This window comes from Herpetosiphon geysericola, assembly GCF_001306135.1.
In the GTDB taxonomy this organism is placed as follows: domain Bacteria; phylum Chloroflexota; class Chloroflexia; order Chloroflexales; family Herpetosiphonaceae; genus Herpetosiphon; species Herpetosiphon geysericola.
The window spans coordinates 564,394-588,224 of record NZ_LGKP01000035.1; the positions used below are offsets into that span (position 1 = coordinate 564,394).

Genomic DNA, 23,831 nt, shown 5'->3' on the forward strand with positions numbered 1-23,831 from the left:
ATTCCAAAGCTTGTTCCAAATCCCTCGGTCGCTCTGCGCTAAACGATTGATCTACGAAGAACACGAAGAGCACGAAGGATGGAGAACTGTTTTAACCAAGGCTTTTGCTGATTCAAATTTTTTGTGCTATTGTGTGGGCAATTACAGATAACAACCGCTAGGGGTGCCACATGGCTGAGATTTCGCAACGGCGAAAGACCCTCTGAACCTGATCTCGTTAGCACGAGCGAAGGAAAGCGGCGTGGTTTAATCCCGCCGTGCGCGGGATTTTTGCATGTGGTCTCTAGCCAATGTTCAAGGAGTTTATTCGTGAAACGTTGGTTACTTAGTTTTTTAACAATCAGTTCATTGGTTTTAGCAGGCTGCGGTGCGGCGGCTACGCCAACTGCTGAAACGGCGGTCGAACCAACGCCAGCCACAACCGCTGCGGCTGAGGTTACGCCAGCAGCCACCCAAGCCACTCAAGCGCCCACCGATAGCGGCCAATTTGCGGGCCAAACCTTGGTGGTGGTTTCGCATGATAGCTTTGCGATTAGCAGCGAAGTTATTTCGGGCTTTGAGCAAATGACTGGCGCAACCGTGCAGATTCTCGAATCGGGCGATGCTGGCGAGGCGCTCAACAAGAGCATTTTGGCCAAAGGCGCACCTTTGGGCGATGTGTTGTATGGGGTTGATAATACCTTTTTGAGCCGTGCGCTTGATGCAGATATTTTCGAAGCTTATGCGTCCAAAAATCTTGAGCAAATTCCTGCCGAATTGAAGCTCGACGCCCAAAATCGGGTTTCGCCAGTTGATGTTGGCTATGTCACAATTAATTATGATAAAGCTGCCTTGGCTGAAGCTGGCCTGAGCTTGCCAACCGATTTGCGCGATTTGACCAAGCCTGAGTGGAAAGGCAAGTTGGTGGTTGAAAATCCAGCCACCTCATCGCCTGGTTTAGCGTTTATGTTGGCCACGATTGGCCACTTTGGCGAGAGCGGCGAGTATACCTGGCGCAACTTCTGGAGCGACTTGCGGGCCAACGAAATTAAAGTCGCCAGTGGTTGGGAAGAAGCTTACTATGGCGATTTTAGCGGAGCCAGCGATGGCTCATATCCGTTGGCGGTGAGTTACGCCACCAGTCCTGCTGCTGAAGTGATGTTTGCCACGACGCCGTTGACCGACGCACCAACTGGTAATCTCTTGTTGCCTGGTGGCTCGTTCCAACAAATTGAATTTGTGGGCTTGTTGAAAGATGCCAAAAACCCTGAATTGGGCAAAGCATGGATCGACTATATGCTCAGCGATGCGTTCCAAAGCGATATTGGCGGCCAGATGTTTGTCTATCCTGCTTTGCCAAGCGCCAAAGTGCCTGCTGAATTCGACCAATATGCCCAAGTGCCAAGCGAAGTTGTGACCCTTGCGCCTGCCGATATTTCGGCCAACCGCGAGCGCTGGCTCAACGAATGGCAAGAAACCGTGTTGCGCTAAAAAACAAACATCCCCTGCAATTCTAAGCTGGTTGCAGGGGATGTTTTTGTTTTAACAGGCTTTTTTAGTCGCCAGTGGTTTTGACTGCTGGCCAATCGCCAACCATCAAACCGCCGACAGCGCCGATCAATGCGCCGAAGCCACCACCGAGCAAATATTCGCCGGTAACGGTTGCCAAGCCCAAGCCGATCAATACACAGAAGGCAACCCCAACGATAATCCGTTTGAGCCGACCAAGCATAGTCAGCGAGATAATCGAATTGGCGCTGATTGAATCGTTGCCAGTGCTGGCTGGTGCGGCTGGTTTTGCTGCGACAGGAGCGGCAGCAGTTGCTGGCGCGGCGGCAGGTGTGGCGGCAACCACAGGTGCAGCGGCGGCAGGCGCTGGCGTAGCGGCAACAACTGGCGCAGCAGGTGCATCAGCGGCGGCAGCCTTTTTCGCAGCCCGAATCGCTTCCAAGCGGGCTTTTTTATCATCCGACATATTGGCGCCAACCGCAGCAGTTGCGGGAGCCTCGGTTGTTGCCGCTACGACCGGCGCAGCAGGTACAGGTGCAGCCGCAGGCGCTTCGCCAGCAGCTTTTTTAGCGGCATTGGCTGCGCGAATCGCATCGAGCCGCGCCTTTTTTTCATCGCTTGTATCAGCCATGTGCGTCCCTCAGATAGCAAAGATTAAATTGATCGACAAGTGTTGTTACGATAGCAGGGTATTTTCAATCGCAAACAAGCCAGTAATCCTCAACTCATTGAGTTAAGGCTTCCAACTCGCGCTGTATTGTATCATGCTTGGTTGGTCTTGGTGCAGCTCTTTGCTGAGGAAAATCAGTTCCGTTGAGCCAGCCGTGCCGTTCCACCCAAGAGCACGGCTGACCTTTTCGGATTGAGAGGAAACGCACCTGTAGTATGCCGCCAACAGATGAGTATTAGGTGAGGATGATGTCAATGAGCGATTAAGATTTTTGGCCTGTTGGTTAACCAAATTCTCAGCATCTGATCTATACTTGGGCCGTTGTGGTTCGTCAAAGGAGACAGCAATGGGCTTGGTCGAAAGTATTATGAATTTTAGCGAAGGTCGGCGCAGCGAGGTTGTGCACGCCATTCGTGATGCAATTACGGCAGTTGCTGGGGTGCAATTGCTCGATGTTCAATCTGACGCTGATCATAATCGCACGGTGATTAGCTTTGCAGGCGAGGCCGAGGCGGTTGGCGAAGCTGCCTTCCAAGCCACACGCACTGCTCAAGGCTTGATTAATTTGGACGAGCATCGTGGTGAACATCCACGCATTGGCGCGACCGATGTTGTGCCGTTTGTGCCACTTGGCCAAACCAGCATGAAGCAATGTGTGGCCTTGGCCCGCAACGTTGGCAAACGCATTGGCGACGAGCTGGGCATTGCCGTTTATCTTTATGAAGAAGCTGCAACCCGCCCTGAGCGCCAGAATTTGGCCGATGTGCGCAAGGGTGAATACGAAGCTTGGCGCAAAGCAGTTGGGGTTGCTGCTGCTCGCGAGCCAGATTTTGGCCCAGCTGTGGCAACGCCTGCTGGCGCAACCGTCGTCGGCGCACGCCAACCATTAATTGCCTACAACATCTATTTAAATACGACTGATGTTGAGATTGCCAAAAAAATCGCCAAATCGATTCGCTATCTTGGCGGCGGCTTGCGCTATGTCAAAGCTTTGGGCTTGTTGGTCGATGGCCGTGCCCAAATCTCGATGAACTTGGTTAATTTCCGTGGCACGCCAATTCATCGGGTGCAGGAATTGGTGCGCGCCGAAGCTATGCGCTATGGTGTGACGATTAGCGAGGGCGAAGTGATTGGGCTGGTGCCGCAAGATGCGCTATTTGATGCAGCCGAACATTATCTGCAACTCAACCACTTTCGCCGCGACCAAGTGCTTGAGGCCAAATTGGCCGCGCCAAGTGGCGACAATTGGCTGCCAAATAACACCTTGCAAGCCTTTGCTGCTGGCACACCAACGCCTGGTGGAGGCTCGGCGGCGGCCTTGGCTGGGGCTTTGGCTGGCTCTTTGGGCCAAATGGTGGCCAATTTAACGGTTAGTCGCAAAAAATACGCAGCAGTTAAGCCAATTATCGCCGCCGCCTTGGAGCGCGTGAGCGAGGCTACGACAAATTTGGGCAAATTGGCTTTGGCTGATAGCGCAGCGTTTAATGCGATCAGCGTTGCCCGTAAATTACCCGATGATCAAGCTGATCGGGAGCAACAAATGGCTGCTGCGATGTTGCATGCCTGCGAAATTCCCTTGCAAGTTGCCCAACAAGCAGCCAATTTGTTTGCCGATTTGCAGCTTTTGGCGACCCAAGGCAACGTTAATGCGCGTACCGATGCCCAAGTTGGCGGCTATTTGGCCTATGCGGCAGTGAATGGCGCGTGCTTAAATGTGTTAGTCAATCTTGGCGATTTGAGCGATAGTCAACAACGCGACGAGTTCAGCGCCAAGGTTGCCACGTTGCGCAAACAGGCTGAACAAGGCTTACAACAATTGGTGACACTCTAAGCAGGGTTATGCTACAATGAGCACATAGATCAACTTCTGCGTATCGCGAGGAGATTTTTCAATGGCTCGTTGGCTTCTGATTGTCGTTGGCTTGGCTGCTTTGGTGCGCGTCATCGACTTACAACGTAAACTTGATGCCGCCCGATCCCGGGGCGATATGTACCGCGACATCTCAGCCCGCCTTGATCGTCAATTGGCGGACTTGCAAAAGCAAGCTAAAGCCTAAAATCCTTAGGCAATTAAACGAGCCGATCAATAAACCAACGTATGGTTATTGATCGGCTTGGCATTTAATCGGTCTTACGGCGGAGTGTCAGTCGGCCATCAGGCGCTCATCAGATCGGCATACTGGCGTAGCATGACGTTATTGAGTACGCTGCCTCTGGAAACACAAGCCCATGGAGGTCGCCATGCTGACGACATTATTTTTTGTTGCGCTCCTGCTTGTGGCATTAGCCGCATTGCCCTATGTTTCGCGCTCAACGCCAGTTGTCGAGGACGACAGCGAGGAGCCACAATTACGTATGAAGCCGACGCGCCAACGCTAAGGCGCTTTCACGATCGGTCACTTCGCCAGTAGCTTGAGCCTCACGAATTGCCTCAAGCAAGGCTCCAATTTGCGGGCCTGCTGGCAACCCTAACTCTTGCATCAACGTGTGCCCATCAACGAAGGGCGCACGTTTTTGTTGGGCCTCAGCATCCCAGTGAAAGCCAAGCATTGCATCTGTCCACGCTGCTTGGTAGGCCCAATGATGTTCTTGGAGCAGCGGCCCGCGCGTTGCCATATGGTCGGCCAAGGCGTGTAATAGGGTATCAACCGCGCTTTCCTTTAAATCGCGAAAGAAGCGATAGGCTGCTTTGGCCGTGGTTTCTGGCTGTGAGTAAAGCTGACCAGGCCGCATATGCCCCGCAATTACCTTGCACATATACTCAATTTCTTGGTTGCTAAAGCGCAAGCGCTGATACACGCCGCGCGCAATTTCGGCTCCAACGGTTTGATGTTCGTGAAACGAGACGCTACCATCAGGCTTATCGACGCGGGTTGCTGGCTTGGCGCAATCGTGGAGCAGGATGGCCATTTTCCAGAGCGCCCGATGGCTGGTGGTGTTGCCAATGGGCTGCTGCATTTGAGCCACAACCTGCGCGGCCCATTGCAATTGCAAGCTTAAAGTTGGCAGCATGCGCAAGGTTGCTGGCTGTTGAAAAAAGGCTGGTGGATGCCAATCGTCGGCGCTGGCTGGCGGAGCTGGTGGCGCTGGCTGTTGATCGTGCTCCAACTGGGCCAGCAGCCATTCGCCTGCAGTAATTGTTTCCAACGAATGCTCCCACACATCCAAAAAGTGAATATTGGGTTGGGTGTGGTGGTACATCGGGCGAATTTCAGGAATTAAACTTGGCAAAAGATTAGCTCGATCCAAATAGCGTAGCCAGCTAGCGCTCCAACAAGTGGCCAAAATTGCCAATAATTCAACCCGCACCCGTTCAACGGCGACTTGCGTGATTAATGGGGCATGCGTCCGAATCGCCTGATCGGTTGCTGGATCAAGTTGCCAACCAAGTTGGGCGGCAATCCGCACTGCTCGTAGCATGCGCAATGGATCATTGGCCAAGGCATTGGCTTGCACCATACGCACGGTTGCGCTTTGAATATCGGCTAAGCCAGCGTGCGGATCGATCAGCTGGCCAAGTTGCGCTTGCTCGAAGAGTGGCGCGGCCATGGCATTAATCGTAAAATCGCGATCAGCCAAATCGCCAGCCAAATCTGCTGCTCGCAAGTGCGCTAGATCGAGATAATTGCCATCGTGCAGCACAACGCGGCCAATATCACGCTCTGCATCAAGCACCACCAAACTGGCGTTAAGCTGGTTGGCAAGGGTTTGGGCCAAGGCAATTGCTGGTTGATCGACAACCAAATCAACATCCTGCAAGGCCCGCCCAATCACTAAATCGCGCAGCGTGCCACCAACGACCCAGGCTGGCCGAGCGCCGAGCAATTGTTTGAGCATACTCAAGGCGTGGCGTAAACTTAAATAATCCGCAGTTTGGGGAAACTGAACATGACTGATCTGCATACAAAACTCACTTTAGGCAGCTATGCTCTATAATTGTGGGATAATCGAACCACAGAATGGCGAAAGGAATAAAGGCAATGAGTTTGACCGTAACGCAAACGGCGCTTGATGGCGTTGTCATTATTAAACCAAGCGTGTTTGCCGATGAACGCGGCTTCTTCCTTGAAACATACCACCAGACCAAGTTTGCTGAACTCGGTCTGCCTACCGATTTTGTGCAGGATAATCACTCACGTTCCAAGCAAGGCGTGCTCCGTGGCTTACATTATCAAGATGAGCGCCAGCCAATGGATAAATTGGTGCGTTGTAGCGTTGGCAAAATTTTTGATGTAGCAGTGGATTTGCGGGTGGGTTCGCCGACCTTTGGCACATGGGTTGGAGTTGAACTCAGCGCCGATAACTTTTTACAGTTTCTGATTCCCTCGGGCTTTGGCCATGGCTTTGTGGTGCTCTCGGAGTTTGCTGAAGTGCAATATCGCTGTACAGGCTTATATGCGCCAGAAACCGAGGGCGCGGTGCGCTGGAACGATCCGCAAATTGGGATCGAGTGGCCAATTAATGAGCCAACGCTTTCAGGCCGTGATCAAGTTGCGATGAGCCTCGAAGCCTATTTGGAGAATCCGGCGTTTCGCTATCGCGGTTAATTGGCTATGGGTTAGGTGCTTGGATTGATCTTAGTTCACCACCCTTCCGTCCCGCCTCAAGGCGGGAAACGCAGGGGGTTTTCATCCCCCTGCACCCCCTAATATTCGTTTTGGCGATTGTTTTTATTTGTACTGATACCCAAATCATTCAGGCTAAAAGCCTTCCTTCGGTCCGTGGGAGTGAGCTTTAGGATGAGAGAATGAATGCCTTAGGCTTGGTCGACAAGTTCATGAACCAGTTTGCGCACAAGTTCTGGATCGACGTGCGATTCAACTTGGGCATGGCCAATTCTGGTTGGTAGTACCCAGCGCACGCTACCCTTGGCACGTTTTTTATCTAAGTTGAGGGCTGCCAAGGTGGCCTCGATGTCTAAATCGCGCGGCAGGGCGGTGGGCAAATCCAAGGCGTGCAACAAGGCGCGTTGGCGCTCGGCTTCGGCGTTCGTCCACATGCCAAGTTCCACTGCAAGCTTGGCGGCAAAGGTCATGCCAATCGCTACCGCTTCGCCATGGACATAGCGTTTGTAGTTGGTCGCTGCTTCAACCGCTTGGCCCAGCGTATGGCCATAATTCAACAGCATGCGTTCGCCAGTTTCGCGCTCATCGCGATTGACCACGCCAATTTTGACCGCCGCCGAGCGCACCAACAGCTCGCTGGTGATGTTGGCAGGCACATCATTGAGGCTGGCTCCTGCGCGCTCCAAATCATCAAACAACGCTGCATCAGCAATAACCCCGTGTTTGACGGCTTCGGCCCAACCTGCTGCTCGTTCGCGGCGGGGCAAGCTGCTCAGCACCGCATCATCGATTAAGACCAAGCGTGGCGGATGAAACGCCCCAATTAAATTTTTGCCACGTGGGTGATTAATGCCCGTTTTACCCCCGATGCTACTATCGATCATCGCCAAAATCGTGGTTGGCAATTGCACCACCGCGATGCCGCGCAAAATCGAGGCTGCGATAAAGCCCGCCAAATCTCCAACCACGCCACCACCCAGTGCCAAGACTGTATCGCCACGTTGCACACCATTTTCTAGCAGCCATGTGTAGAGTTCGCCAGCTTGTTGCCATGATTTGCTGGCTTCTTGGGCCGGAATATCGTAGCGTTGGCAGCTAAAGCCTGCATTCTCCAAAGCTTGGATTACGCTTGGCGCATACAGCGGCCCCACATGGGTATCGCTGATGAGCCAGCATGTGCCAGTCAAGCCAAGATTAGCAAGTTCGTTGGGGAGTGCTGCCAGGGCGCCGCTTTTGACATAATAGCGGCTGTTGAACGAACTAAATACTTCGCTGGCCTGCGGTTTGCCCACTAAACCCCAAGCCCGAATCAGTTGCTCAACCACAAGCTGCGGTGCTAAACCATCGGTTTGGATTGTCCAGTTGGCCAGCGTGCTATAGAGCGGCAAGCGCTCGGCCAGCTGAATGACCAACTTTTGGCTCACATCGTCGGCCAGCAATGGCCGGGGATTGCTTGGATCGTTGCTGAGGCGTTGAACCAAGGTGCTGATGGCGCTGGTGAGATAGACGCACCAAGCTTGTTCGCGCAGCAATTGGCGATTAACTTCGCGCAAAACGATGCCGCCACCGCATGCGATGACGGCCTGTTCAGTTTGCAATGCTTGGACTAAAGCGGCGGTTTCGCGTTCGCGAAAGCCAGCCTCGCCCTCGTCGCCAAAAATCTCGCTAATGCTTTTTTCTGCGCGTTCGATAATCAGTTGATCTAAATCGATAAACCGCCAGCCGAGGGCTTGCGCCAAGCCTACGCCAACGGTACTTTTGCCTGCGCCGCTTGGGCCAATTAATGCAATCGATTGCCCAGATGGTTGCATGGTTGTGTCCTTCCATTACCACTAATGCCAAGCTTGGCATCTCATCTGGAGCGAATGGTAGCACCTTTGGCGATGCTCAGGCAAATTGGGCGATTAAGAGCTGCATGCTGCTGGTTGCAGTGGCTTGATCATTGTCACCAAGTGCCACGATCAACAAAAGAATCAAGAGTATAATAACCACCAACAAAATAAAAAAAATCACACCACGATCCACAATCCAACCTCCTTCGAGTGTGAAACTGCCGCGCCTGTGGGTTTGTTTGTTGCTAGCGCAATGATGCCTGATTCGCCAAGGAGTCTCTAGATGTGCAGATTACGAGTGGATTACGTAGGTATCGCAATATGCTGAGGAATTCCTGAATGGCAACCATAACCTTGCGCGAGGCATTAATTGAGGCCGCCAACCAATTGAGTAGCGCTTCGCTGACCCCGCAACTTGATGCACGAGTGTTGTTGGCGCATGTGCTTGGGCTTGCTTCAAGCCAAATTTTGGCCCGCTTCAACGAGCACCTTGAGGCCGAGCAGGCCGCCGCTTTTCAAGCCTTGATCGAACGGCGCAGCGCCTTAGAACCAATTGCCTACCTGATTGGCTCGCGCGAATTCTATGGCTTAACATTTAACGTCGATCAACGGGTTTTGGTGCCACGGCCTGATACTGAGATTTTGGTCGAGCAAGCACTGACTTGGATCAAACAGCAAAATCGACCTTTGGTGGTTGCCGATATTGGCACTGGCAGCGGTTGTATTGCGGTGGCGGTGGCTAAACATGCTCCCAATATCAAAGTGTATGCGGTCGATCTTTCGCCCGCTGCCTTGGCGGTGGCCCAAAGCAATGTGGAGCGCCATGGCCTGCACCAGCAAATTCAGCTGCTTCATGGCGATGGTGTCAGCCAACTGCCTGAGCCAATCGATTTGCTGTTAAGTAACCCGCCCTATACCTTGCTCGATGAAATTGATCGCGGGGTGCGCTTGCACGAGCCAACCCTTGCGCTCGATGGTGGCCCCGATGGCTTAGATTGCTATCGCCAATTGTTGCCTGCAACCGCCACAATTTTGCGCCAAGGCCAGCCAAGCGCCGCCTTGTTTGAGATTGGGGCTTGGCAAGGACCAGACGTCGTTGCCCTTGCCCAAGCCAGTTTCCCCCATGCCTCGATTCAGTTGGTGCGCGATTTAGCAGCTCGTGATCGCGTGGTGCAGATCGAGCAAGCTTAGCGGGCGCCGAAGTTGGCTGTCCAGTAGATTCTATAGGTTGTATTTGGATTACGGGCGATGCCAATGCCAATTTCTGTTACATCGGCGGAGAGCATATTTGTGCGATGGCCAGGGCTTTGCATCCATGCATCAACCAAGACTTGAACATCGGTATAGCCAGCAGCTAAATTTTCGGCCCAAGCTCGCCAAGCGTAGCCAACTCGTTGCATTCGTTCGCCAGCATTGGAGCCATCGCTGCCTGTATGCTCGAAGAAGTTGTTGCGGGCCATATCATCGCTATGAATTTGGGCTGCTTGGTTGAGGGTTGGGTTGATTGTTAGCGCACCGAGGCCGTTTTGGCTGCGCTGGCGATTAATCGCATCAACCAAGGCCGTGACTTCGCTGGGATAGCTGGGGTTGGTTGCGGGTTTGAGTTCTGCGCCCAACCGCCCGAGCAAAATGCCCTTGGCAGCGTGATTTTCGAGCCGAGCGCGTTCAAACCATTGGGTCATCACCCAATCGCCATCAGGGTTTTGCTCTAGGCGTGGCTCGGTGAGCGGCAAGCCCAACAAACTCAACGATTGCTCGTAGGCATTTAGCGAGGCGTCGAGCAAGCCATGATTGACCCAATAGCTCAGATATGGTTCACAAACCGAGCGCCCAGTTTCGTTAAAGACTAAACAGCCTTGGGTTGATTGATTGGTTTTGGGGGCGTTGCGCCAGTTGCCATGGCGTTGCTCGTAAATTTCGGCTCCCAAACGCCCAAGCAAAATATCGTATGGCGCTGCTAATTCGGGGTGCAACTCAAAGCGTTGGCGCTCAAAATATTGGGTTGTATAGGTTCCATTGGCGGTTGTTTCGCTTTGGGCAGGCGAGAGCGGATAGCCAAAAACCGCCAAGCCGCCGTTTTGTTGCCAATATTCTAAAAAGCGGCCACTAATACAATTGCTAATGCCTGGTACATCGGCAAAACAGAGATTGGTTTGGGCGGCGGTGCTTGTGGAATTCAGGCTTAAACTGCCAAAAACCAGCAGTAGTAGCAATAAAAAACGCAAGTGCATCATTGCTCCTTGGTAAATGGTTTGCGATCAGTCCATTCATTGTAGCGAGCTATTGCTTGAATCAACGGGGTACTTTCGGGCTAAAAGGCGCTAGCACGCCAATCTATCCACTACCCTAGTACGATTGGCAGATTTAAACCTTCAGCGACCTTTGTTTTTACAGCGCTTTTGCGGCATACTACACAATCAAGCTACGGGAGATCAGCTTATGCAACGCATTGGGTTTCCAACCTTCACCACACCATTGATTGGCCGCGATGCAGATGTTGCAGCGCTTGTGAATCGTTTGCGGCAATCGCCAACTCGGTTTACTACCTTGTTAGGCCCAAGCGGCACTGGCAAAACTCGTCTAAGTATTCAGATTGCCGATCGTTTGTATGCTGAGTTTCGCGATGGCGTGGCCTTTATTTCGCTTGCTACCCTCGATGACCCTGATTTGGTGATTCCGACGATTGCCCGCAGTTTTGGCTTGGCTGAGCGCGGCAGTTTGCGCTACGAAGAAGCCTTGGTGCAATTTTTGCGCGATCGCCAATGCTTAATTGTGCTCGACAATATGGAGCGGGTGATCGACGCAGCGCCGCATGTGATTGGCTTGCTGAGCCAAACTGAGCAGGTGCGGGTGCTGGTTACTAGCCAAAAAGCTGCCAACGATCCTCAGGAGGAAGTTATTCCGATTCCTCCATTGGCGATTCCGCTTGGCAATGGGTCGGTACAAATTGAAACCATCAGTATGAGTCCAGCAGTAGCCTTGTTTTTGGATCGGATTCGGCGCGGGCGACCAGAATTTATGCTCGATCAAGCCAATGCCTTACATATCGTCGAGATTTGTCGGCGCTTGCGCGGTTTGCCCTTGGCCATAGAGCTGGTTGCTGCCCATAGCGATACGCTTAGGCCCGCCGATTTGCTGCTGTTGTTGCGCAATTATCTGCCTGCTGAGCAAAATGTGGGTGCCGCGCCAGCCCCCGAGCAAGTGCTACACCCAGTGCTGGATTGGTGCATTTCCTATAGTGTTCCGGCAATTCGCTGGCTGTTGCCGCGTTTGGGGGTGTTTCAGGGCGAATGGACGCTAAGCCAAGTGCAATTATTGGCCAGCGAAGCGCCCAATACGATTGATCTTGCCAAAACCTTGGATGCAATGGTTGCCAAAGGGCTATTGCTGAACAATGCAGCCTCGGATGAACCAACCTATACCATGCTCGATACGATTCGCCAATATGCTGCGCGCCAACTCAAACGCAACGCCCAGCTTGATGCTGCCTGCCACGCTGCCCATGCCAAGGCGTTTCAACAATTGGCGTTGGATATTGATGCGGGCATTCGCCAAGGCCAAGGTATGGTGTGGAGCAAACGCCTGAATCAAGCAATGCCCAATATTCGCAGCGCCTTGCAATGGCTCTATCAACAACAACGCTATAGCGATATTGCCCGCTTTATTGCGAGCATGGTGCTGCCGCTCTTTCAACAAGGTTATATCCGCGAAGGATTAAGCTGGATTGCGCGGGTTGGGGCGCATGCTGCTAGCTTCGAGCCGCAAATCCAGCTGCATTTTGGCTATGCCAATGGCCTGCTGTCGTATGCAATTAGCGATTATCCTTCGGCATTACAAGCCTATGGCCAGGCGCTACCCCACGCCAAAATGCTCAACGATTTGGATTATCAAGCCCGTTTGTTGAACAATCAGGGCATGATTTACGCCGAACAAGCCAATTATGCAGCGGCGCGCGAGGTTTATGAGGCCGCATTGGCGATTCGCCAGCAACAAGCTAATCTCTGGGGCGAAGCAATTATTTTGAACAATCTTGGCTCGGTCGCGCAATTCCAAGGTGATCACCACGCTGGCCGCGATTATTTTCAAGCCAGTTTGGCAATTTACCAACAGCTCGGCGACCAAATGAGCCAAGCTGTATCGTTTCAAAATATTGCCACGACCCAACTGAATATCGATGAATATGCAGAAGCCGAGCAATTGTTTCGTGAGAGCATCGCCATTCATCGCCAAAGCGAAGAATCGCCGCCGTTGATTATGGCCTTGTATGGCTTGGGCTTGGCCTTGTTGCGGCAATCAAGCAGCAACCGCAGCGAAGCAGGCGATGTGTTGCACGAGGCTGTGGCGATGGCGGCGCGTTTGAATGTGCAACGTTCGTTGGCAATTGCTTTCGAGGGCTTTGCAGAATGGCTTGCACCGATAAACCCGCACCATGCAGCCTATTTGGTTGGTGGTGCAGCAAGCTTGCGCCAAGCCTGCGATGTTGGCTATTCGAGCGTGAGTTTGCGCGACGTGGCAAATCTGCGCGAGCAACTTGACCACAGTTTGGGCCAAACTGAGCGCCTAGCAGCAGAAGCAACGGGCGAAGCGCTGAGCCAAGCAGAGCTATTGATGCTCGTTTCTCAAGGCTGAGCTTGCTCCAAATCCAGCAGCCATGTGCGCAGCAATTCGGCTAATTGGCTGTGTTGATCAGCGCTCAAGCTAGCGATTAATCGCCGTTCGTTAGCAAGATGGGCCTCGACTGCCTGATTAATTAAATCCAAGCCTTGGGCGGTGAGCTGCACCAATAGGCTGCGCCGATCATGCGGATCGGGAATGCGCTCGATCAAGCCGCGAGCAGCCAAGCGATCGAGGCGGTTGGTCATTGCTCCTGATGAAAGCATCAGCGTATTGAACAAGGCGGTTGGGCTGCGCTGATAGGGCGCTCCCGACCGCCGCAAACTTGCCAGCACATCAAATTCCCCGCGTTGTAAGCCAAATTGGCTAAATACCCGCGCCAATTCGCGGCTCAAATGCTGCTCCAAGCGCGCAATCCGCCCAATCAAACCAATCGGCGTAGAATCAAGCTCCGGTCGTTCGCGCTGCCACTCTGCAATAAAGCAATCTACTTGGTCTTGCATAATATATCTCGATATAAAGATACTTGACATGAAGATAAATTACTTATATCTTGATGTCAAGACAAATTTCAATACCATCAGGATAGCACAGACAAGGCACTGATGGGATTTAGCGAAGGTGGCGGCGATGCAACGGCTTTGGAATATGCTCCTAACGGCGATTGCGCCAATGTTATGGGGCACGACCTATATTATTACGACCGAGTGGCTGCCAGCCAACCGACCCTTGTTGGTGGGCGTGATGCGGGCCTTGCCGATTGGCCTGATCTTTTTGGCGTGGGGGCGACAATTGCCCAAAGGCATTTGGTGGTGGCGCTCGTTGGTGTTGGGTGCGTTGAATATTGGCTTCTTCTTCCCATTATTATTTATTGCTGCCTACCGCTTGCCTGGTGGCATCGCCGCTACCTTGGGTGCATTGCAGCCGTTTATTGTGGCATTTTGGGGCTGGATTGTGCTCAAAGAACGGGTTACTTTGCGCTTGCTGTTGATGGCAGGCTTAGGTGTTTTGGGCGTGGCGATGATGCTGATCAGCCCACAGGCCCAGCTTGATATTTGGGGCATGCTGGCGGCGTTTGGTGGCGCGATGCTCTATGGCGTGGGGATTACCCTGAATAAACATTGGGGCCGCCCAGTGCCATTGATGACCTATACCGCGTGGCAATTGGTGGTTGGTGGCTTGATGATTGTGCCGCTTGCTTTGTTGATCGAAGGCATGCCGCCAGTTTTTACGCCAACCAACTGGCTTGGTTTTGGAATCATTGGGATTGTCAATACTGGTATTGCCTATCTCTTTTGGTTTCGCGGCATCGAGCGCCTGCCAACGACCACGATGTCGTTTTTGATTTTGCTCAGCCCAGTTTCGGCGACGATCCTCGGCTGGTTGGTGCTCGATCAACGCTTGAGTTTGCTCCAAATGCTTGGTGCGTTGGTTGTGCTGGCGAGCATTGTCTTTAGCCAAATGCCAAATCGTAAGCCAGCTCAGCGTTTGCAGGTAGCACAGAGAAGTTGATCCACGAAGGACACGAAGAGCACGAAGGCTAGAAACCGCGAAGAACACGAAGAGCACGAAGTGCGATTTTTTAGCCACAGATTTTCACAGATTGTTGGGATTATGTTCTATGCTCTCTGTTCTATGTTCTTCGTCCTTCGGTTGATCCACGAAGGACACGAAGAGCACGAAGGCTATAGACTTTTGGCTATCGGAGTGTTGTTTGAAATAACGATCCTTGTTCCGATAGCCCAGAGCCTACAGCCCAATGTGTCTTCACTTCCTATGTTCTATGTTCTATGTTCTTCGGTTGCTCTGCGCCTCTGCGTTAACAGATTGATCTACGAAGTCTAGAAACCGCGAAGAACACGAAGCACACGAAGAAATCTTTTTAGCCACGAATTGCACGAATAATAATTATTGTAGCCACAGATTTCACAGATTATTGAGATAAAGTTCTTTTGTGGGCTACAATAGTTCATCCCTCATCCTTCATCCTTTCGCAACTCTGCGCCTCTGCGTTAACGGATTGATCCACGAAGGACACGAAGGGTCACGAAGAACGATTTTTCGCCACAGATTTTCACAGATTGTTAGGATTATGTTCTATGCTCTCTGTTCTATGTTCTTAAAACCTCATATCCAACAATCCTAAATCACCCGACCCTTGGCGATGGTCTGGTCATCAGCACGCAGCACAAATTCAGTGCCGCTGGGCAAGGCTTTGATATGCTTAGCAATGCCATAGAGATCGAGGTGGCCGCGCACTGGCTGGCCGACAGTGACCGTTTGGCCTTCTTCAAGCATCAACAGGCGTTCTTTTCCATTTAGTTTATAATTCTCACCCTCAAAGAGGGTGCCATAGGTAAAACCTAAAAATCCTTTCAGGCTTTCTTTGGCATTAACAATTCGTCGGGCCTCAATGATTAAGTTCACTATTATCGATCCGTAACTAGTTTTAAGCGGCTGAATGTCTTGGCCCGTGGCAAGAATTGCATTGTCTGGTTGTGAAGTTGCTTGCCCATCATTTGCATAAATCTCATGAATAATCCACTCATGATGCTGATTTAGCCGCTGATACATGGTGGTTAGTGGTTGATGCAGCATAGTTGAATTAAGGCTTGCTTCTATCGATAGATGTTTCTTCTGTCGCTTTTTAATCTGAATGAATGGAGTATTACGTAAGACAGAGATTACGCCCTGATGCAAATCATAAGCATTTAAATGTTTGCCATAAAATAACGAGTAATATCGCGACGAATTATTAATTGGCGCTTGTAAAAACGTTACCTCAACCGGCAGATCGCTCTAAATTCAAAATTTGGGTTACATGGCCCGTCCCCTGATGTTTAGATCCTCGACGAATCCAAAACTTTCTGCCAACCGCCATTTCTCCCAGTTGGTAATGGGGGTTGAGAAACTCAAAGTCGGTCAGCATAGCCCCATTTGGCAGCAGCGTGCGATTGTGCTCTTTACTCAATTGAATATCCCAGCCTTGATAAGAATCGGGACTAAAATGTAATTCGCCATGAGTGAAGTATAATGCCATGGCCAACATATGCTCAGGGTCTTCGTGCTCGAAGGTAATTTCAGCCTCAACGTCATACCTACCATCCATGCTCATCTTGCTCTCCTTATGATTAAATTGGCATTATTCTAGCGTAGAAATTGGCTCACGAGCCAGTGCTGCCATAATTCCGCAGCCCCAACAGCCAAACTTTATAGGCAATCATGATGCAAACCAGCGCCACCAAGGGAGCCAGCCACGCCATCCAGCCAATCTCGTGGCCCAGCAAATAGCTAGCGGGATAATAGGAAGCAAAACCATATGGAACCAGCCACGTCAATAACACCCCAATCGAGCGATGATAAAACGTCAGCGGATATTGGGCAAATTCATTAGTATGAAACACTACGTTGGTTACAGCAATTGAATCCATAATCCAAAATGATGTTGCAGCAGTAATTAAATTTAGCGCAATGAAAATTATGCCACCGCTAATTACCATTAATATGATAAAGCCAATACTTGCGAGATTAATTGGCAATTGCAATTGCACCATTGCATAGCTGACTAAACTCAAGCCAACAATAAAATCGCCAATTGCATCATGGCAAATTCGATCGGCTAATAAATGGAATAATGGATTAATTGGCCGCACCAAAAAGCGATCAAATTGGCCTGGCCGAATATAATCACGGCCAACCACCCAAAGATTATCAGCAAAAAGATGATTAATTCCTTTCGATAAGGTCAACAAGCCATAAATTAATAAAATTTGCTCGAATGTCCAGCCTTGAATGCTTGGAACTTGACGTAAAACTGCCCACAAGGCGACAAGGCTCGCTCCTTGAAAGAGCACGGTTGAAATCGAACCAATGAAAAAATTAAGCCGATATTCCATCAAAATTTTGAAACGCTGGATGACAAAATACCAATAAAGTTTTAGATAGCGGAGCATTATTATCCACCTTGTACGGTTATTTTGCGCACACTGAAATTAAACATCAAGCGCGAGAGCATAAACATCACGCCAAGCCAAACCAATTGTTGCAACCAAATGCTATCAAGCTCACTTAATGGAGTCATGCCGCTTAATATCGATACAGGCACCGAAACACTTTGGGCAAATGGCAGCCATTTGGCAATCGTTTGCAATTCTGTTGGTAGCATAGTTAATGGCAAAAGCACGCCACTAAATAGCAGTAGTACTGAACCACGCACCACTTGTAAGCCCCAAACCTCGGTCGAATAAAAAGCAATGCAGCCAAATATCCAATCGAAGCAAAACAAAATACTACAACCAAGCAATAATGAAATAAGAAAGCTGAGCCAAACCAAGGGATCAGTTGGTAAGCTAATCTTAAATACAAATAGCGCAAGGCTACCAACTACAATTAATTGTTGCGCTAATGATATAAATGTGCGGGTTAGATGGCCAATGTAAATTCGTTCTTGAAAATCGACAGGCCGCAATAATTCGCTTGAGATTGTGCCTTCGCGAATCCAATAGCCAAATTCTTGGGTATAGCCCCATTGCACCAACGGCATAACAATACGTGCCAAGATGATATAGGTTAGGGTTTGTTGCATATTCAATCCGGCGATTGTGTCACGTTCGCTGTAGAGTGCTTTCCAAAATGAAATATAGGCAATTGTGAGCAACACATGCGCACCAATTTGCGACCAAAACCAAAAATTATAGGCTAGCACTTCTTTAATATTGATGCCAACCACACTGCGATAAATACGCAGCCGATAATAGAGTTTATCCACGAGCGCCAACCTCATTATAGGCAGTCGGATTCTGATATAAATGTTTGATAATACTCTCTAAATCTGGCTCATTGAGCGTAAAATCGGCGACATCAAGCTGCTGCATCACAGCGTTTGCCACTTGGCTGGCGCTAATTTGGCTGCGATCAAAGCGTACTTCTAGGCTGAATTCGCTTAAATTCAGTTGTTCACAGGCTGGTGGCAAATTCACGCTCGTCATTGGTTGATTGGTTTCAAAGGTAATGGTGCGAAATTTGCCAAATTGCTGTTTAATCGCGTTCAATGGGCCGTCGTAGACTTTGCTACCGTTGTCGATAATAATCACCCGCGAACAAAGCTGCTCAATATCACCTAAATCGTGAGTTGTGAGCATCACGGTTGTATTGTGGGTTTGGTTGTAATCTTTGATAAATTCGCGAATGCGCTGCTTCACCATCACATCGAGGCCAATCGTTGGCTCATCGAGATAAACAACTTTGGGTTCGTGGATGAAGGTGGCGGCTAATTCAGCGCGCATCTTCTGGCCCAGCGACATCGAGCGAATTGGCGTTTTTAATATTTCATCAAGCTCTAAAACCTCAGCAAAATGGCTAAGCAATTGTTTGTAGCGGCTTGGCTCAACTTCATAAATATTGGCAACCAAATTGAGCGATTCGATCAGCGCCAAATCCCACCATAACTGGCTACGCTGACCAAACACGACGCCGATATTGCGCGCATTAGCCACCCGCTCGCGTTGTGGATCGTGGCCCAAAACCGCAATTGAGCCAGTCGTTGGGTAGAGAATGCCAGTTAACATTTTGATTGTGGTCGATTTGCCAGCCCCATTGACCCCGATATAGCCAACAATTTCGCCTGCATCAATTTGAAAACTCAAATCATGAACGGCGACTTTTTCGCGATATTGTGGCCGAAAGAGGGCCTTAACTGCGCCTTTGACCCCGTTTTCTTTTTCAATAGTGCGATAGGTTTTGCCTAAATTACGAACATCAATAATCGGCACCATGGCCTCCTCTAGCATGGATTGGGTGGGTGAGTACGGTTCAGTTTAAGCCGCTGGCCACAAAAGCTAGCCCATCGCATGATGGAGTGCTCCTCAGTCGCAAGGCGGATTCTTTGCACGCAACTTGCAATAGCCTGCTGTGAAGATTGTGAACTGAACGAAGGAGCAGAATCATGCATTTGAATGATACGGTGGCTTTGGTGACGGGTGCAGGTTCGGGGATTGGCAAAGCAGCAGCCTTGCATTTGGCGGCGCATGGTGCCAAAGTGGCCGCCCTTGGCCGCACCGAAGATGAGCTAAACCAAACGGTTGAAGCGATTAAAAAGGCTGGCGGCGAAGCCTTAGGCATAGTTGCCGATATTAGCGACCCTGATGAGATGCAAAAAGCCGTTGATCAAACGCTCAAACAATGGGGCAAGCTGAATTGTGTTTTTGCCAACGCGGGAATTAACGGCGTGTGGGCACCAATTGAGGAATTAAAGCTCGAAGAGTGGCAAAAAACCTTAGATATTAATTTAACTGGCACCTTCTTGACGATTCAAAAAAGTGTTCCAGCGCTCAAAAAACAGGGCGGCTCGATTATTGTTACCTCGTCGATCAACGGCACGCGCACCTTTAGCAATGCTGGGGCAACCGCCTATTCGACGACCAAAGCAGGCCAAGTTGCTATGAGCAAAATGTTGGCCTTGGAGCTTGGCCAATTCAACATTCGAGTGAATGTGATTTGCCCTGGCGCAATCGAAACCAGCATCGAGGAAAGCACCGAAAAACGCTCAATTGAACGGGTGCAAGTGCCCGCCGAGTTTCCAGAGGGCGATATTCCTTTGACCCACGGCAAGCCTGGCACGTCCGAGCAAGTTGCCCAGTTGGTCGGCTTTTTGGCCTCCGAAGCCTCAAGCCATATCACTGGCACCGAAATCTGGATCGACGGAGGTCAATCGCTCTTGCGTGGCTAGTTGAAGTTCCCTCGCCCGCTTTGACTGGCTGGCGAGGGGCTTTTGGGTGATAATTTTACATAATTATTGAGCGAATGCTGCTTGCCAGAGCCCGCCTTGTGGGAGTTGCAATCAAATTGCCTGCAATAAATATTGTTCGCTATTATCTTCATTTGAGCGAAAGGCCCAAACTCGGCCTGCCTCGACATTGCCCGCCAGATAATCGAGCAAGGGCAGGCGGGTGCTTGGCCAGCGCAACGCTTGCACCATGGTCGGAATTTCGTGCAGATCAAACCATGCGCATTCTTCGATTTCGTTATCGGGATCGTTGATCGCAATTTCGCCCTCAGTTGTGCCCTCAAAAGCGCAAAAAACCACAGTTTGAGCTTTGCCAACCAAATAGACTTGCGACATATAGGCTAAAGTGCTAGGCGCGGCAACCAAGCCAGTTTCTTCGCGTACCTCGCGGGCAAAGGCTTCGAGCCAATGCTCGCCAGCTTCGACTTTGCCGCCAGGAATACTCCAATAACTGCCATTTTGGCCCTGCTGACGCACCAATAAGACCTGATTTTCCCGCCGCAACAAGGCTAGCACAATATGCACAATCGGTTCCATTCAATGCCTCCGCATTTAGCGTAACGCCTGCCATAAGCCACGCAAGGAAAATTTGCTGCCGCGTAACAAAATCGTGGCCCGAAATAAACGCGCAGTTAGGCTGAGCGTCGCCACAACTGATAAGGCCAGCAACCCAATACTTAAGCCAATTTGCCATGGCGGTACCACCGTCATTACTGAACGCAGCATCATTGTTGAGGGCGCAGTGAAGGGAATAATGCTGAGGATTAATGCTAAAGTGCCGTTGGGCTTGCTCAGTAGCGAGGTGATAAACATCAGCGGAATCATCGCCGGAACGCTGACCAGAATAATCAATTGCGATAATTCGCGCATCGATGGGCTAATTGCGCCAATGCCTGCGGTTAAGCTGGCATAAAACAAATAGCCGAGGAGAAAAAAGATTCCAAGCAACAGCCAGGTTGTTGGCTCAATTTGAACTTGGTTGAGAGCTGCGCGAATTGCTTGGCCGCGCAAAACTCCAACTGCGAGCATGGCCCAAAAGCCCAATTGAATAAAGGCTACAATGCCCAAGCCAACCATTTTGCCAGTCAAAAGTTCGCGCGGCGAGATTGAGGTGAGCAGCACTTCGAGGGTCCGATTCTCTTTCTCCTCCAAAATGCCTTGCATCAATAAGCTTGCGCCCATAAAAATCGAAATATAAATTGCCATTGCAAAGCCAATTGGCACCATCGAGCCAGCAAAATTTTGATTCAGATTGCCTGCAACCCGTACATTGTTGCCAATCGCTTCTGCTTTGCTCAGGCTAATTGGCTCGAACAAGCGCGGCACAAAAGCGATATGCGGCGAGCGCAATTGATTAACTGCCAACAAGCTGCGCAAGGCATTCGTATCAGCTTGATCAAAAATGCTGGCCGTGCGTGTGGTACGGGTCACAATCCCCGCTTGCTGATAATCAGCAGGAATCAGAAACAAGCTTTCGATTTGCGCTTGGCGTAAGGCACTTTCAGCAGTAGCTTGATCGTCGAATTGCAGCACCGTAGTTGGTGAAATAACCTCGAAATGCTGTTTAATCACGCCCGCTTGATCAACGATCCCAATACTGTGATTACGATCGTTGTCGGGAATAAACAGGCTGGCGGTGGTTTGTCCCGAAGGATCGCCACCGAAGAGTTGGGCAAACAGATAGATTGCGCCAATCAGTAAGGGCACGCCCAAGGTTGACCAATAAAAATCTTTTTTGCGAATGTGATAGAGCAAATCGCGGCGGGCAACAAACCAAATTTTAGCCACGTTGTGCCTCCGTTCGCTCAAGATGATTCTGGTGAACAATAAAAGAGCTGGCTTTGGGAAAGCGCCAAACGCCCAAGACTTTCCACAGATCATTAGTTGTCAAACCAAGGTTAACTGCGCCCCACAAGGCCAGATAGGCCGCCAGTGGCTCGCTGAGCATCCCAAGCAATAACACGAGGTTCAAGCCCAAGGGCGCTAGTAAATAGCCAATTGCTTGGCTGCGCGAAAGTGGCTGGGTTGGGCGGACGCGTGGATACAAGAAGCGCCGCTGAAGTTCCCAAGCTTTATGTTGGCCAATCAAACTCAGCACATGACTAAGCGTATGGGCCAATGGCGCAACAATCAAAACAATCACGAGATCGATAGTTAGCCAAACCTCAATCCCTTCAAAATCGAATTGTTGCGCGTTCACATGGAGCATCGAGCGAATGCGCAGCAGCACGATCAAGCTGAAAAACCCAACTAAGCCGCCAACCGAGAATGGTAAGCGCCCATGCAATCCTTCAACGATTTGGGATTGAGGTTGTGGTTCGTTTGCCATGCTGATCCTCTTGTCTGATCGACGCAGTGAACAATCCACCTATGCTGCGTCATGCTAATTAATGCTAGCTTATTATAATCAGTTCCTTGTAGAGTTTGTAGCCAAGCAAAAGCGCCGTGGGAAGTACGGCGCTTTGCGTAGGAGCAGTGCTTTGGCTTGAGGTCTGAGGATAGACAATTGGCTAGGAACTGCCAAGGGTGAATTTGCCCCGCATTATTCCAGGCTTGAATGAAGGTATTGCGTTGAAGCTGGAATTATTAGCCCGAGATGAATTAAAAATAGCAACAAACCTTGCTGCAAGGAGTAACCCTTACAGCAAGGCTTAATTAATGTTTTTGCCAGAGCAATGCGCCTAAGGCTGCAAATGCTGCCACAACGGTCACAAGCTGGGCAACATCACGCCCAAGCACGACCAAAACCGTCACAGTGATACACATTATCACCATTGTAAGCATAAACATCAGCCGCAATGGCCGATTTTGTTGTTGTTGATCAGGTTGCTGACTCACCGCAATACCTCCTTCATCCAGAACTTGTATTTGTGATAGAACACAAGTTCTGGTTTAACTATAGCGGATATTGCTGCTTGCTGTCAATCAACGACATTAAATAGTTTTAATTCTCTCATTTTTGCCACTTACTGAGCTGGTTCGTCCCACACCCGATTGGCATTTTTGCGCAATTTCGCGTGCACTGCTTCGACCAAATTGACGTTGGTGGTATCGGCCAATTGCAGTAAATAGAGCAAAACATCGGCTAACTCGCCCTGCCATTCAGTCTGATCAACAATTTCATCGCGCCATTGCAGGTGTTCGAGCACTTCGGCTGCTTCGAGGGTTAGCGAAATGGCCAAATTGCGTGGGGTTTGCGGGCGTTTTGAATTCGCCTCGTACCAACCCTTCGAGCGCACAAACTCATGCATCTCGTTGGTTAAGCTGGCGATGCTGGCATCATGTGGTTGCTGCAATTGGGCTAAGACCAAAGCATCGTGATCAAATGCTAGCGGCGGCAGTTGATCACGGGCAAAAAATTGCGCCAGATCGGCATCACCGCCAGCTTGCAAAGCGCCTCCGCTGACCGTGGCCCGCAACCAAACCCCGAGCGGATACGGCGGCTCGCGATCTAGATTCGAATGCACGGCGATAACCTCGCCAATCTCTGCATGCAGGCCTGTTTCCTCCAGCACTTCACGGGCTAAAGCTTGGCGCATTTCCTCGTCGTGCTCAAGGTAGCCGCAAGGCAAACACCACAAGCCAGGCCGAAACGAGCCAGCCCGCCGCACCAACAAAACCTCGCCAACCTCGTTTTGGATGACGGCAGCAACCCCTGCTGGCGCACTATTAAACCAGACCCAGCCACAATCAGGGCAACTCAAGCGTTCGCGCCCGCCGCGCAAGCGTGGCTCCAAACGCTGGCGACACTGGAGACAATACATTGCAAAACCCTCCATCAACTAGACTGGCCATAGAACTACTGCTCTAGCCCGATTGTCAATTTGCCAAATCCATGTATACTACAGCTTAACACATGGCAGCGTGGCCATACGACA

Annotated in this window: 25 protein-coding genes and 1 riboswitch; of the genes, 9 read left to right on the top strand and 16 right to left on the bottom strand. The window is 50.6% G+C overall.

Annotated features, from left to right (window positions below):
- Window positions 1–149: 149 nt before the first annotated feature.
- Window positions 150–252: riboswitch (TPP riboswitch) on the top strand.
- A gap of 57 nt (window positions 253–309) precedes the next feature.
- Window positions 310–1,470 (top strand): thiamine ABC transporter substrate-binding protein, encoded by a 1,161-nt coding sequence (locus SE18_RS23230; RefSeq protein ID WP_054536855.1) that lies wholly within the window; start codon window positions 310–312, stop codon window positions 1,468–1,470.
- 64 nt (window positions 1,471–1,534) lie between these two features.
- Here SE18_RS23230 and SE18_RS27860 read toward each other — a convergent pair whose 3' ends face one another.
- Window positions 1,535–2,119: a hypothetical protein gene (locus SE18_RS27860; protein ID WP_054536856.1), complete on the bottom strand. Its 585-nt coding sequence runs from the start codon at window positions 2,117–2,119 to the stop codon at window positions 1,535–1,537.
- A gap of 385 nt (window positions 2,120–2,504) precedes the next feature.
- Between SE18_RS27860 and ftcD the strand changes: the two genes are divergently transcribed.
- From ftcD to SE18_RS27620, 3 genes are all read left to right on the top strand, one after another.
- Window positions 2,505–3,989, top strand: a complete 1,485-nt coding sequence (gene ftcD / locus SE18_RS27615) for a glutamate formimidoyltransferase (RefSeq protein WP_160319542.1) — start codon at window positions 2,505–2,507, stop codon at window positions 3,987–3,989.
- A 61-nt stretch (window positions 3,990–4,050) separates the two neighbouring features.
- Window positions 4,051–4,215, top strand: a complete 165-nt coding sequence (locus tag SE18_RS27740) for a hypothetical protein (RefSeq protein WP_164689801.1) — start codon at window positions 4,051–4,053, stop codon at window positions 4,213–4,215.
- Between the two features lie 184 nt (window positions 4,216–4,399).
- On the top strand, window positions 4,400–4,537 hold the full coding sequence (locus SE18_RS27620; RefSeq protein ID WP_160319543.1) for a hypothetical protein: 138 nt from the start codon (window positions 4,400–4,402) through the stop codon (window positions 4,535–4,537).
- Here the strand turns inward: SE18_RS27620 and SE18_RS23245 are convergent.
- Complete coding sequence (locus SE18_RS23245; protein WP_054536857.1) at window positions 4,508–6,061, bottom strand: CCA tRNA nucleotidyltransferase; 1,554 nt, start codon at window positions 6,059–6,061, stop codon at window positions 4,508–4,510. The genes SE18_RS27620 and SE18_RS23245 overlap by 30 nt on opposite strands.
- A 77-nt stretch (window positions 6,062–6,138) precedes the next feature.
- Between SE18_RS23245 and rfbC the strand changes: the two genes are divergently transcribed.
- Window positions 6,139–6,705, top strand: a complete 567-nt coding sequence (gene rfbC / locus SE18_RS23250) for a dTDP-4-dehydrorhamnose 3,5-epimerase (RefSeq protein ID WP_201783529.1) — start codon at window positions 6,139–6,141, stop codon at window positions 6,703–6,705.
- Between the two features lie 209 nt (window positions 6,706–6,914).
- On the opposite strand, the gene aroB is transcribed toward rfbC, so the two are convergent.
- Window positions 6,915–8,534, bottom strand: a complete 1,620-nt coding sequence (aroB, locus tag SE18_RS23255; protein WP_083470100.1) for a 3-dehydroquinate synthase — start codon at window positions 8,532–8,534, stop codon at window positions 6,915–6,917.
- Between the two features lie 76 nt (window positions 8,535–8,610).
- Entirely contained in the window at window positions 8,611–8,748 is a 138-nt protein-coding gene (locus SE18_RS27625) for a hypothetical protein (RefSeq protein WP_160319544.1), read from the bottom strand.
- Window positions 8,749–8,903: 155 nt separating this feature from the next.
- Here SE18_RS27625 and prmC point away from each other — a divergent pair, with 155 nt between their 5' ends.
- Window positions 8,904–9,746, top strand: a complete 843-nt coding sequence (gene prmC, locus SE18_RS23260) for a peptide chain release factor N(5)-glutamine methyltransferase (RefSeq protein WP_054536911.1) — start codon at window positions 8,904–8,906, stop codon at window positions 9,744–9,746.
- On the opposite strand, the gene SE18_RS23265 is transcribed toward prmC, so the two are convergent.
- On the bottom strand, window positions 9,743–10,786 hold the full coding sequence (locus SE18_RS23265; RefSeq protein WP_054536858.1) for a CAP domain-containing protein: 1,044 nt from the start codon (window positions 10,784–10,786) through the stop codon (window positions 9,743–9,745). The genes prmC and SE18_RS23265 overlap by 4 nt on opposite strands.
- A 208-nt stretch (window positions 10,787–10,994) precedes the next feature.
- On the opposite strand from SE18_RS23265, the gene SE18_RS23270 reads away from it, so the two are divergent.
- Window positions 10,995–13,184 (top strand): ATP-binding protein, encoded by a 2,190-nt coding sequence (locus SE18_RS23270; RefSeq protein WP_054536859.1) that lies wholly within the window; start codon window positions 10,995–10,997, stop codon window positions 13,182–13,184.
- On the opposite strand, the gene SE18_RS23275 is transcribed toward SE18_RS23270, so the two are convergent.
- Window positions 13,175–13,672, bottom strand: coding sequence for a MarR family winged helix-turn-helix transcriptional regulator (locus SE18_RS23275; RefSeq protein WP_054536860.1), 498 nt, complete (start codon window positions 13,670–13,672; stop codon window positions 13,175–13,177). The genes SE18_RS23270 and SE18_RS23275 overlap by 10 nt on opposite strands.
- Window positions 13,673–13,799: 127 nt before the next feature.
- Here SE18_RS23275 and SE18_RS23280 point away from each other — a divergent pair, with 127 nt between their 5' ends.
- A complete protein-coding gene (locus SE18_RS23280) occupies window positions 13,800–14,681 on the top strand; it encodes an EamA family transporter (protein WP_236706948.1) in 882 nt (293 codons plus the stop codon).
- 630 nt (window positions 14,682–15,311) lie between these two features.
- Here SE18_RS23280 and SE18_RS27300 read toward each other — a convergent pair.
- The 5 genes from SE18_RS27300 to SE18_RS23305 all read right to left on the bottom strand — a co-directional run bounded on the left by SE18_RS27300 (window position 15,312) and on the right by SE18_RS23305 (window position 18,943).
- The gene (locus SE18_RS27300; RefSeq protein WP_152976727.1) at window positions 15,312–15,596 is read right to left on the bottom strand and encodes a hypothetical protein; all 285 of its coding nucleotides are present in this window, start codon (window positions 15,594–15,596) and stop codon (window positions 15,312–15,314) included.
- 355 nt (window positions 15,597–15,951) lie between these two features.
- Window positions 15,952–16,284, bottom strand: coding sequence for a hypothetical protein (locus SE18_RS23290; protein ID WP_054536862.1), 333 nt, complete (start codon window positions 16,282–16,284; stop codon window positions 15,952–15,954).
- 49 nt (window positions 16,285–16,333) lie between these two features.
- Complete coding sequence (locus tag SE18_RS23295; protein ID WP_054536863.1) at window positions 16,334–17,122, bottom strand: ABC transporter permease; 789 nt, start codon at window positions 17,120–17,122, stop codon at window positions 16,334–16,336.
- A gap of 2 nt (window positions 17,123–17,124) precedes the next feature.
- Window positions 17,125–17,937: an ABC transporter permease gene (locus tag SE18_RS23300; protein ID WP_054536864.1), complete on the bottom strand. Its 813-nt coding sequence runs from the start codon at window positions 17,935–17,937 to the stop codon at window positions 17,125–17,127.
- Window positions 17,930–18,943 (bottom strand): ABC transporter ATP-binding protein, encoded by a 1,014-nt coding sequence (locus SE18_RS23305; protein ID WP_236706949.1) that lies wholly within the window; start codon window positions 18,941–18,943, stop codon window positions 17,930–17,932. The genes SE18_RS23300 and SE18_RS23305 overlap by 8 nt, the downstream gene beginning before the upstream one ends.
- A gap of 170 nt (window positions 18,944–19,113) precedes the next feature.
- Here SE18_RS23305 and SE18_RS23310 point away from each other — a divergent pair, with 170 nt between their 5' ends.
- Window positions 19,114–19,896 carry an SDR family oxidoreductase gene (locus tag SE18_RS23310; RefSeq protein WP_054536865.1) on the top strand — a complete coding sequence of 261 codons (783 nt, stop codon included), beginning with the start codon at window positions 19,114–19,116 and terminating at the stop codon, window positions 19,894–19,896.
- Between the two features lie 111 nt (window positions 19,897–20,007).
- On the opposite strand, the gene SE18_RS23315 is transcribed toward SE18_RS23310, so the two are convergent.
- The 5 genes from SE18_RS23315 to SE18_RS26975 form a co-directional block, all read right to left on the bottom strand.
- Window positions 20,008–20,490 carry an NUDIX hydrolase gene (locus SE18_RS23315; RefSeq protein WP_054536866.1) on the bottom strand — a complete coding sequence of 161 codons (483 nt, stop codon included), beginning with the start codon at window positions 20,488–20,490 and terminating at the stop codon, window positions 20,008–20,010.
- 15 nt (window positions 20,491–20,505) lie between these two features.
- Window positions 20,506–21,741, bottom strand: a complete 1,236-nt coding sequence (locus tag SE18_RS23320; RefSeq protein ID WP_054536867.1) for an ABC transporter permease — start codon at window positions 21,739–21,741, stop codon at window positions 20,506–20,508.
- Window positions 21,734–22,282: a DUF3267 domain-containing protein gene (locus tag SE18_RS23325; protein ID WP_054536868.1), complete on the bottom strand. Its 549-nt coding sequence runs from the start codon at window positions 22,280–22,282 to the stop codon at window positions 21,734–21,736. Before SE18_RS23325 ends, SE18_RS23320 begins: the two co-directional genes overlap by 8 nt.
- Window positions 22,283–22,608: 326 nt before the next feature.
- Entirely contained in the window at window positions 22,609–22,791 is a 183-nt protein-coding gene (locus tag SE18_RS23330) for a hypothetical protein (protein ID WP_054536869.1), read from the bottom strand.
- 128 nt (window positions 22,792–22,919) lie between these two features.
- Window positions 22,920–23,717: an NUDIX domain-containing protein gene (locus SE18_RS26975; RefSeq protein ID WP_160319545.1), complete on the bottom strand. Its 798-nt coding sequence runs from the start codon at window positions 23,715–23,717 to the stop codon at window positions 22,920–22,922.
- Between the last annotated feature and the right edge of the window lie 114 nt (window positions 23,718–23,831).

Coding starts and splice junctions, on each gene's coding strand:
- SE18_RS27860 (WP_054536856.1), bottom strand. CDS start 2,119: ATGGCTGATACAAGCGATGAAAAAAAGGCGCGGCTCGATGCGATTCGC.
- ftcD (WP_160319542.1), top strand. CDS start 2,505: ATGGGCTTGGTCGAAAGTATTATGAATTTTAGCGAAGGTCGGCGCAGC.
- SE18_RS27740 (WP_164689801.1), top strand. CDS start 4,051: ATGGCTCGTTGGCTTCTGATTGTCGTTGGCTTGGCTGCTTTGGTGCGC.
- SE18_RS27620 (WP_160319543.1), top strand. CDS start 4,400: ATGCTGACGACATTATTTTTTGTTGCGCTCCTGCTTGTGGCATTAGCC.
- SE18_RS23245 (WP_054536857.1), bottom strand. CDS start 6,061: ATGCAGATCAGTCATGTTCAGTTTCCCCAAACTGCGGATTATTTAAGT.
- rfbC (WP_201783529.1), top strand. CDS start 6,139: ATGAGTTTGACCGTAACGCAAACGGCGCTTGATGGCGTTGTCATTATT.
- aroB (WP_083470100.1), bottom strand. CDS start 8,534: ATGCAACCATCTGGGCAATCGATTGCATTAATTGGCCCAAGCGGCGCA.
- SE18_RS23265 (WP_054536858.1), bottom strand. CDS start 10,786: ATGCACTTGCGTTTTTTATTGCTACTACTGCTGGTTTTTGGCAGTTTA.
- SE18_RS23270 (WP_054536859.1), top strand. CDS start 10,995: ATGCAACGCATTGGGTTTCCAACCTTCACCACACCATTGATTGGCCGC.
- SE18_RS23275 (WP_054536860.1), bottom strand. CDS start 13,672: ATGCAAGACCAAGTAGATTGCTTTATTGCAGAGTGGCAGCGCGAACGA.
- SE18_RS23280 (WP_236706948.1), top strand. CDS start 13,800: ATGCAACGGCTTTGGAATATGCTCCTAACGGCGATTGCGCCAATGTTA.
- SE18_RS23290 (WP_054536862.1), bottom strand. CDS start 16,284: ATGAGCATGGATGGTAGGTATGACGTTGAGGCTGAAATTACCTTCGAG.
- SE18_RS23295 (WP_054536863.1), bottom strand. CDS start 17,122: ATGCTCCGCTATCTAAAACTTTATTGGTATTTTGTCATCCAGCGTTTC.
- SE18_RS23305 (WP_236706949.1), bottom strand. CDS start 18,943: ATGGTGCCGATTATTGATGTTCGTAATTTAGGCAAAACCTATCGCACT.
- SE18_RS23310 (WP_054536865.1), top strand. CDS start 19,114: ATGCATTTGAATGATACGGTGGCTTTGGTGACGGGTGCAGGTTCGGGG.
- SE18_RS23315 (WP_054536866.1), bottom strand. CDS start 20,490: ATGGAACCGATTGTGCATATTGTGCTAGCCTTGTTGCGGCGGGAAAAT.
- SE18_RS23325 (WP_054536868.1), bottom strand. CDS start 22,282: ATGGCAAACGAACCACAACCTCAATCCCAAATCGTTGAAGGATTGCAT.
- SE18_RS26975 (WP_160319545.1), bottom strand. CDS start 23,717: ATGTATTGTCTCCAGTGTCGCCAGCGTTTGGAGCCACGCTTGCGCGGC.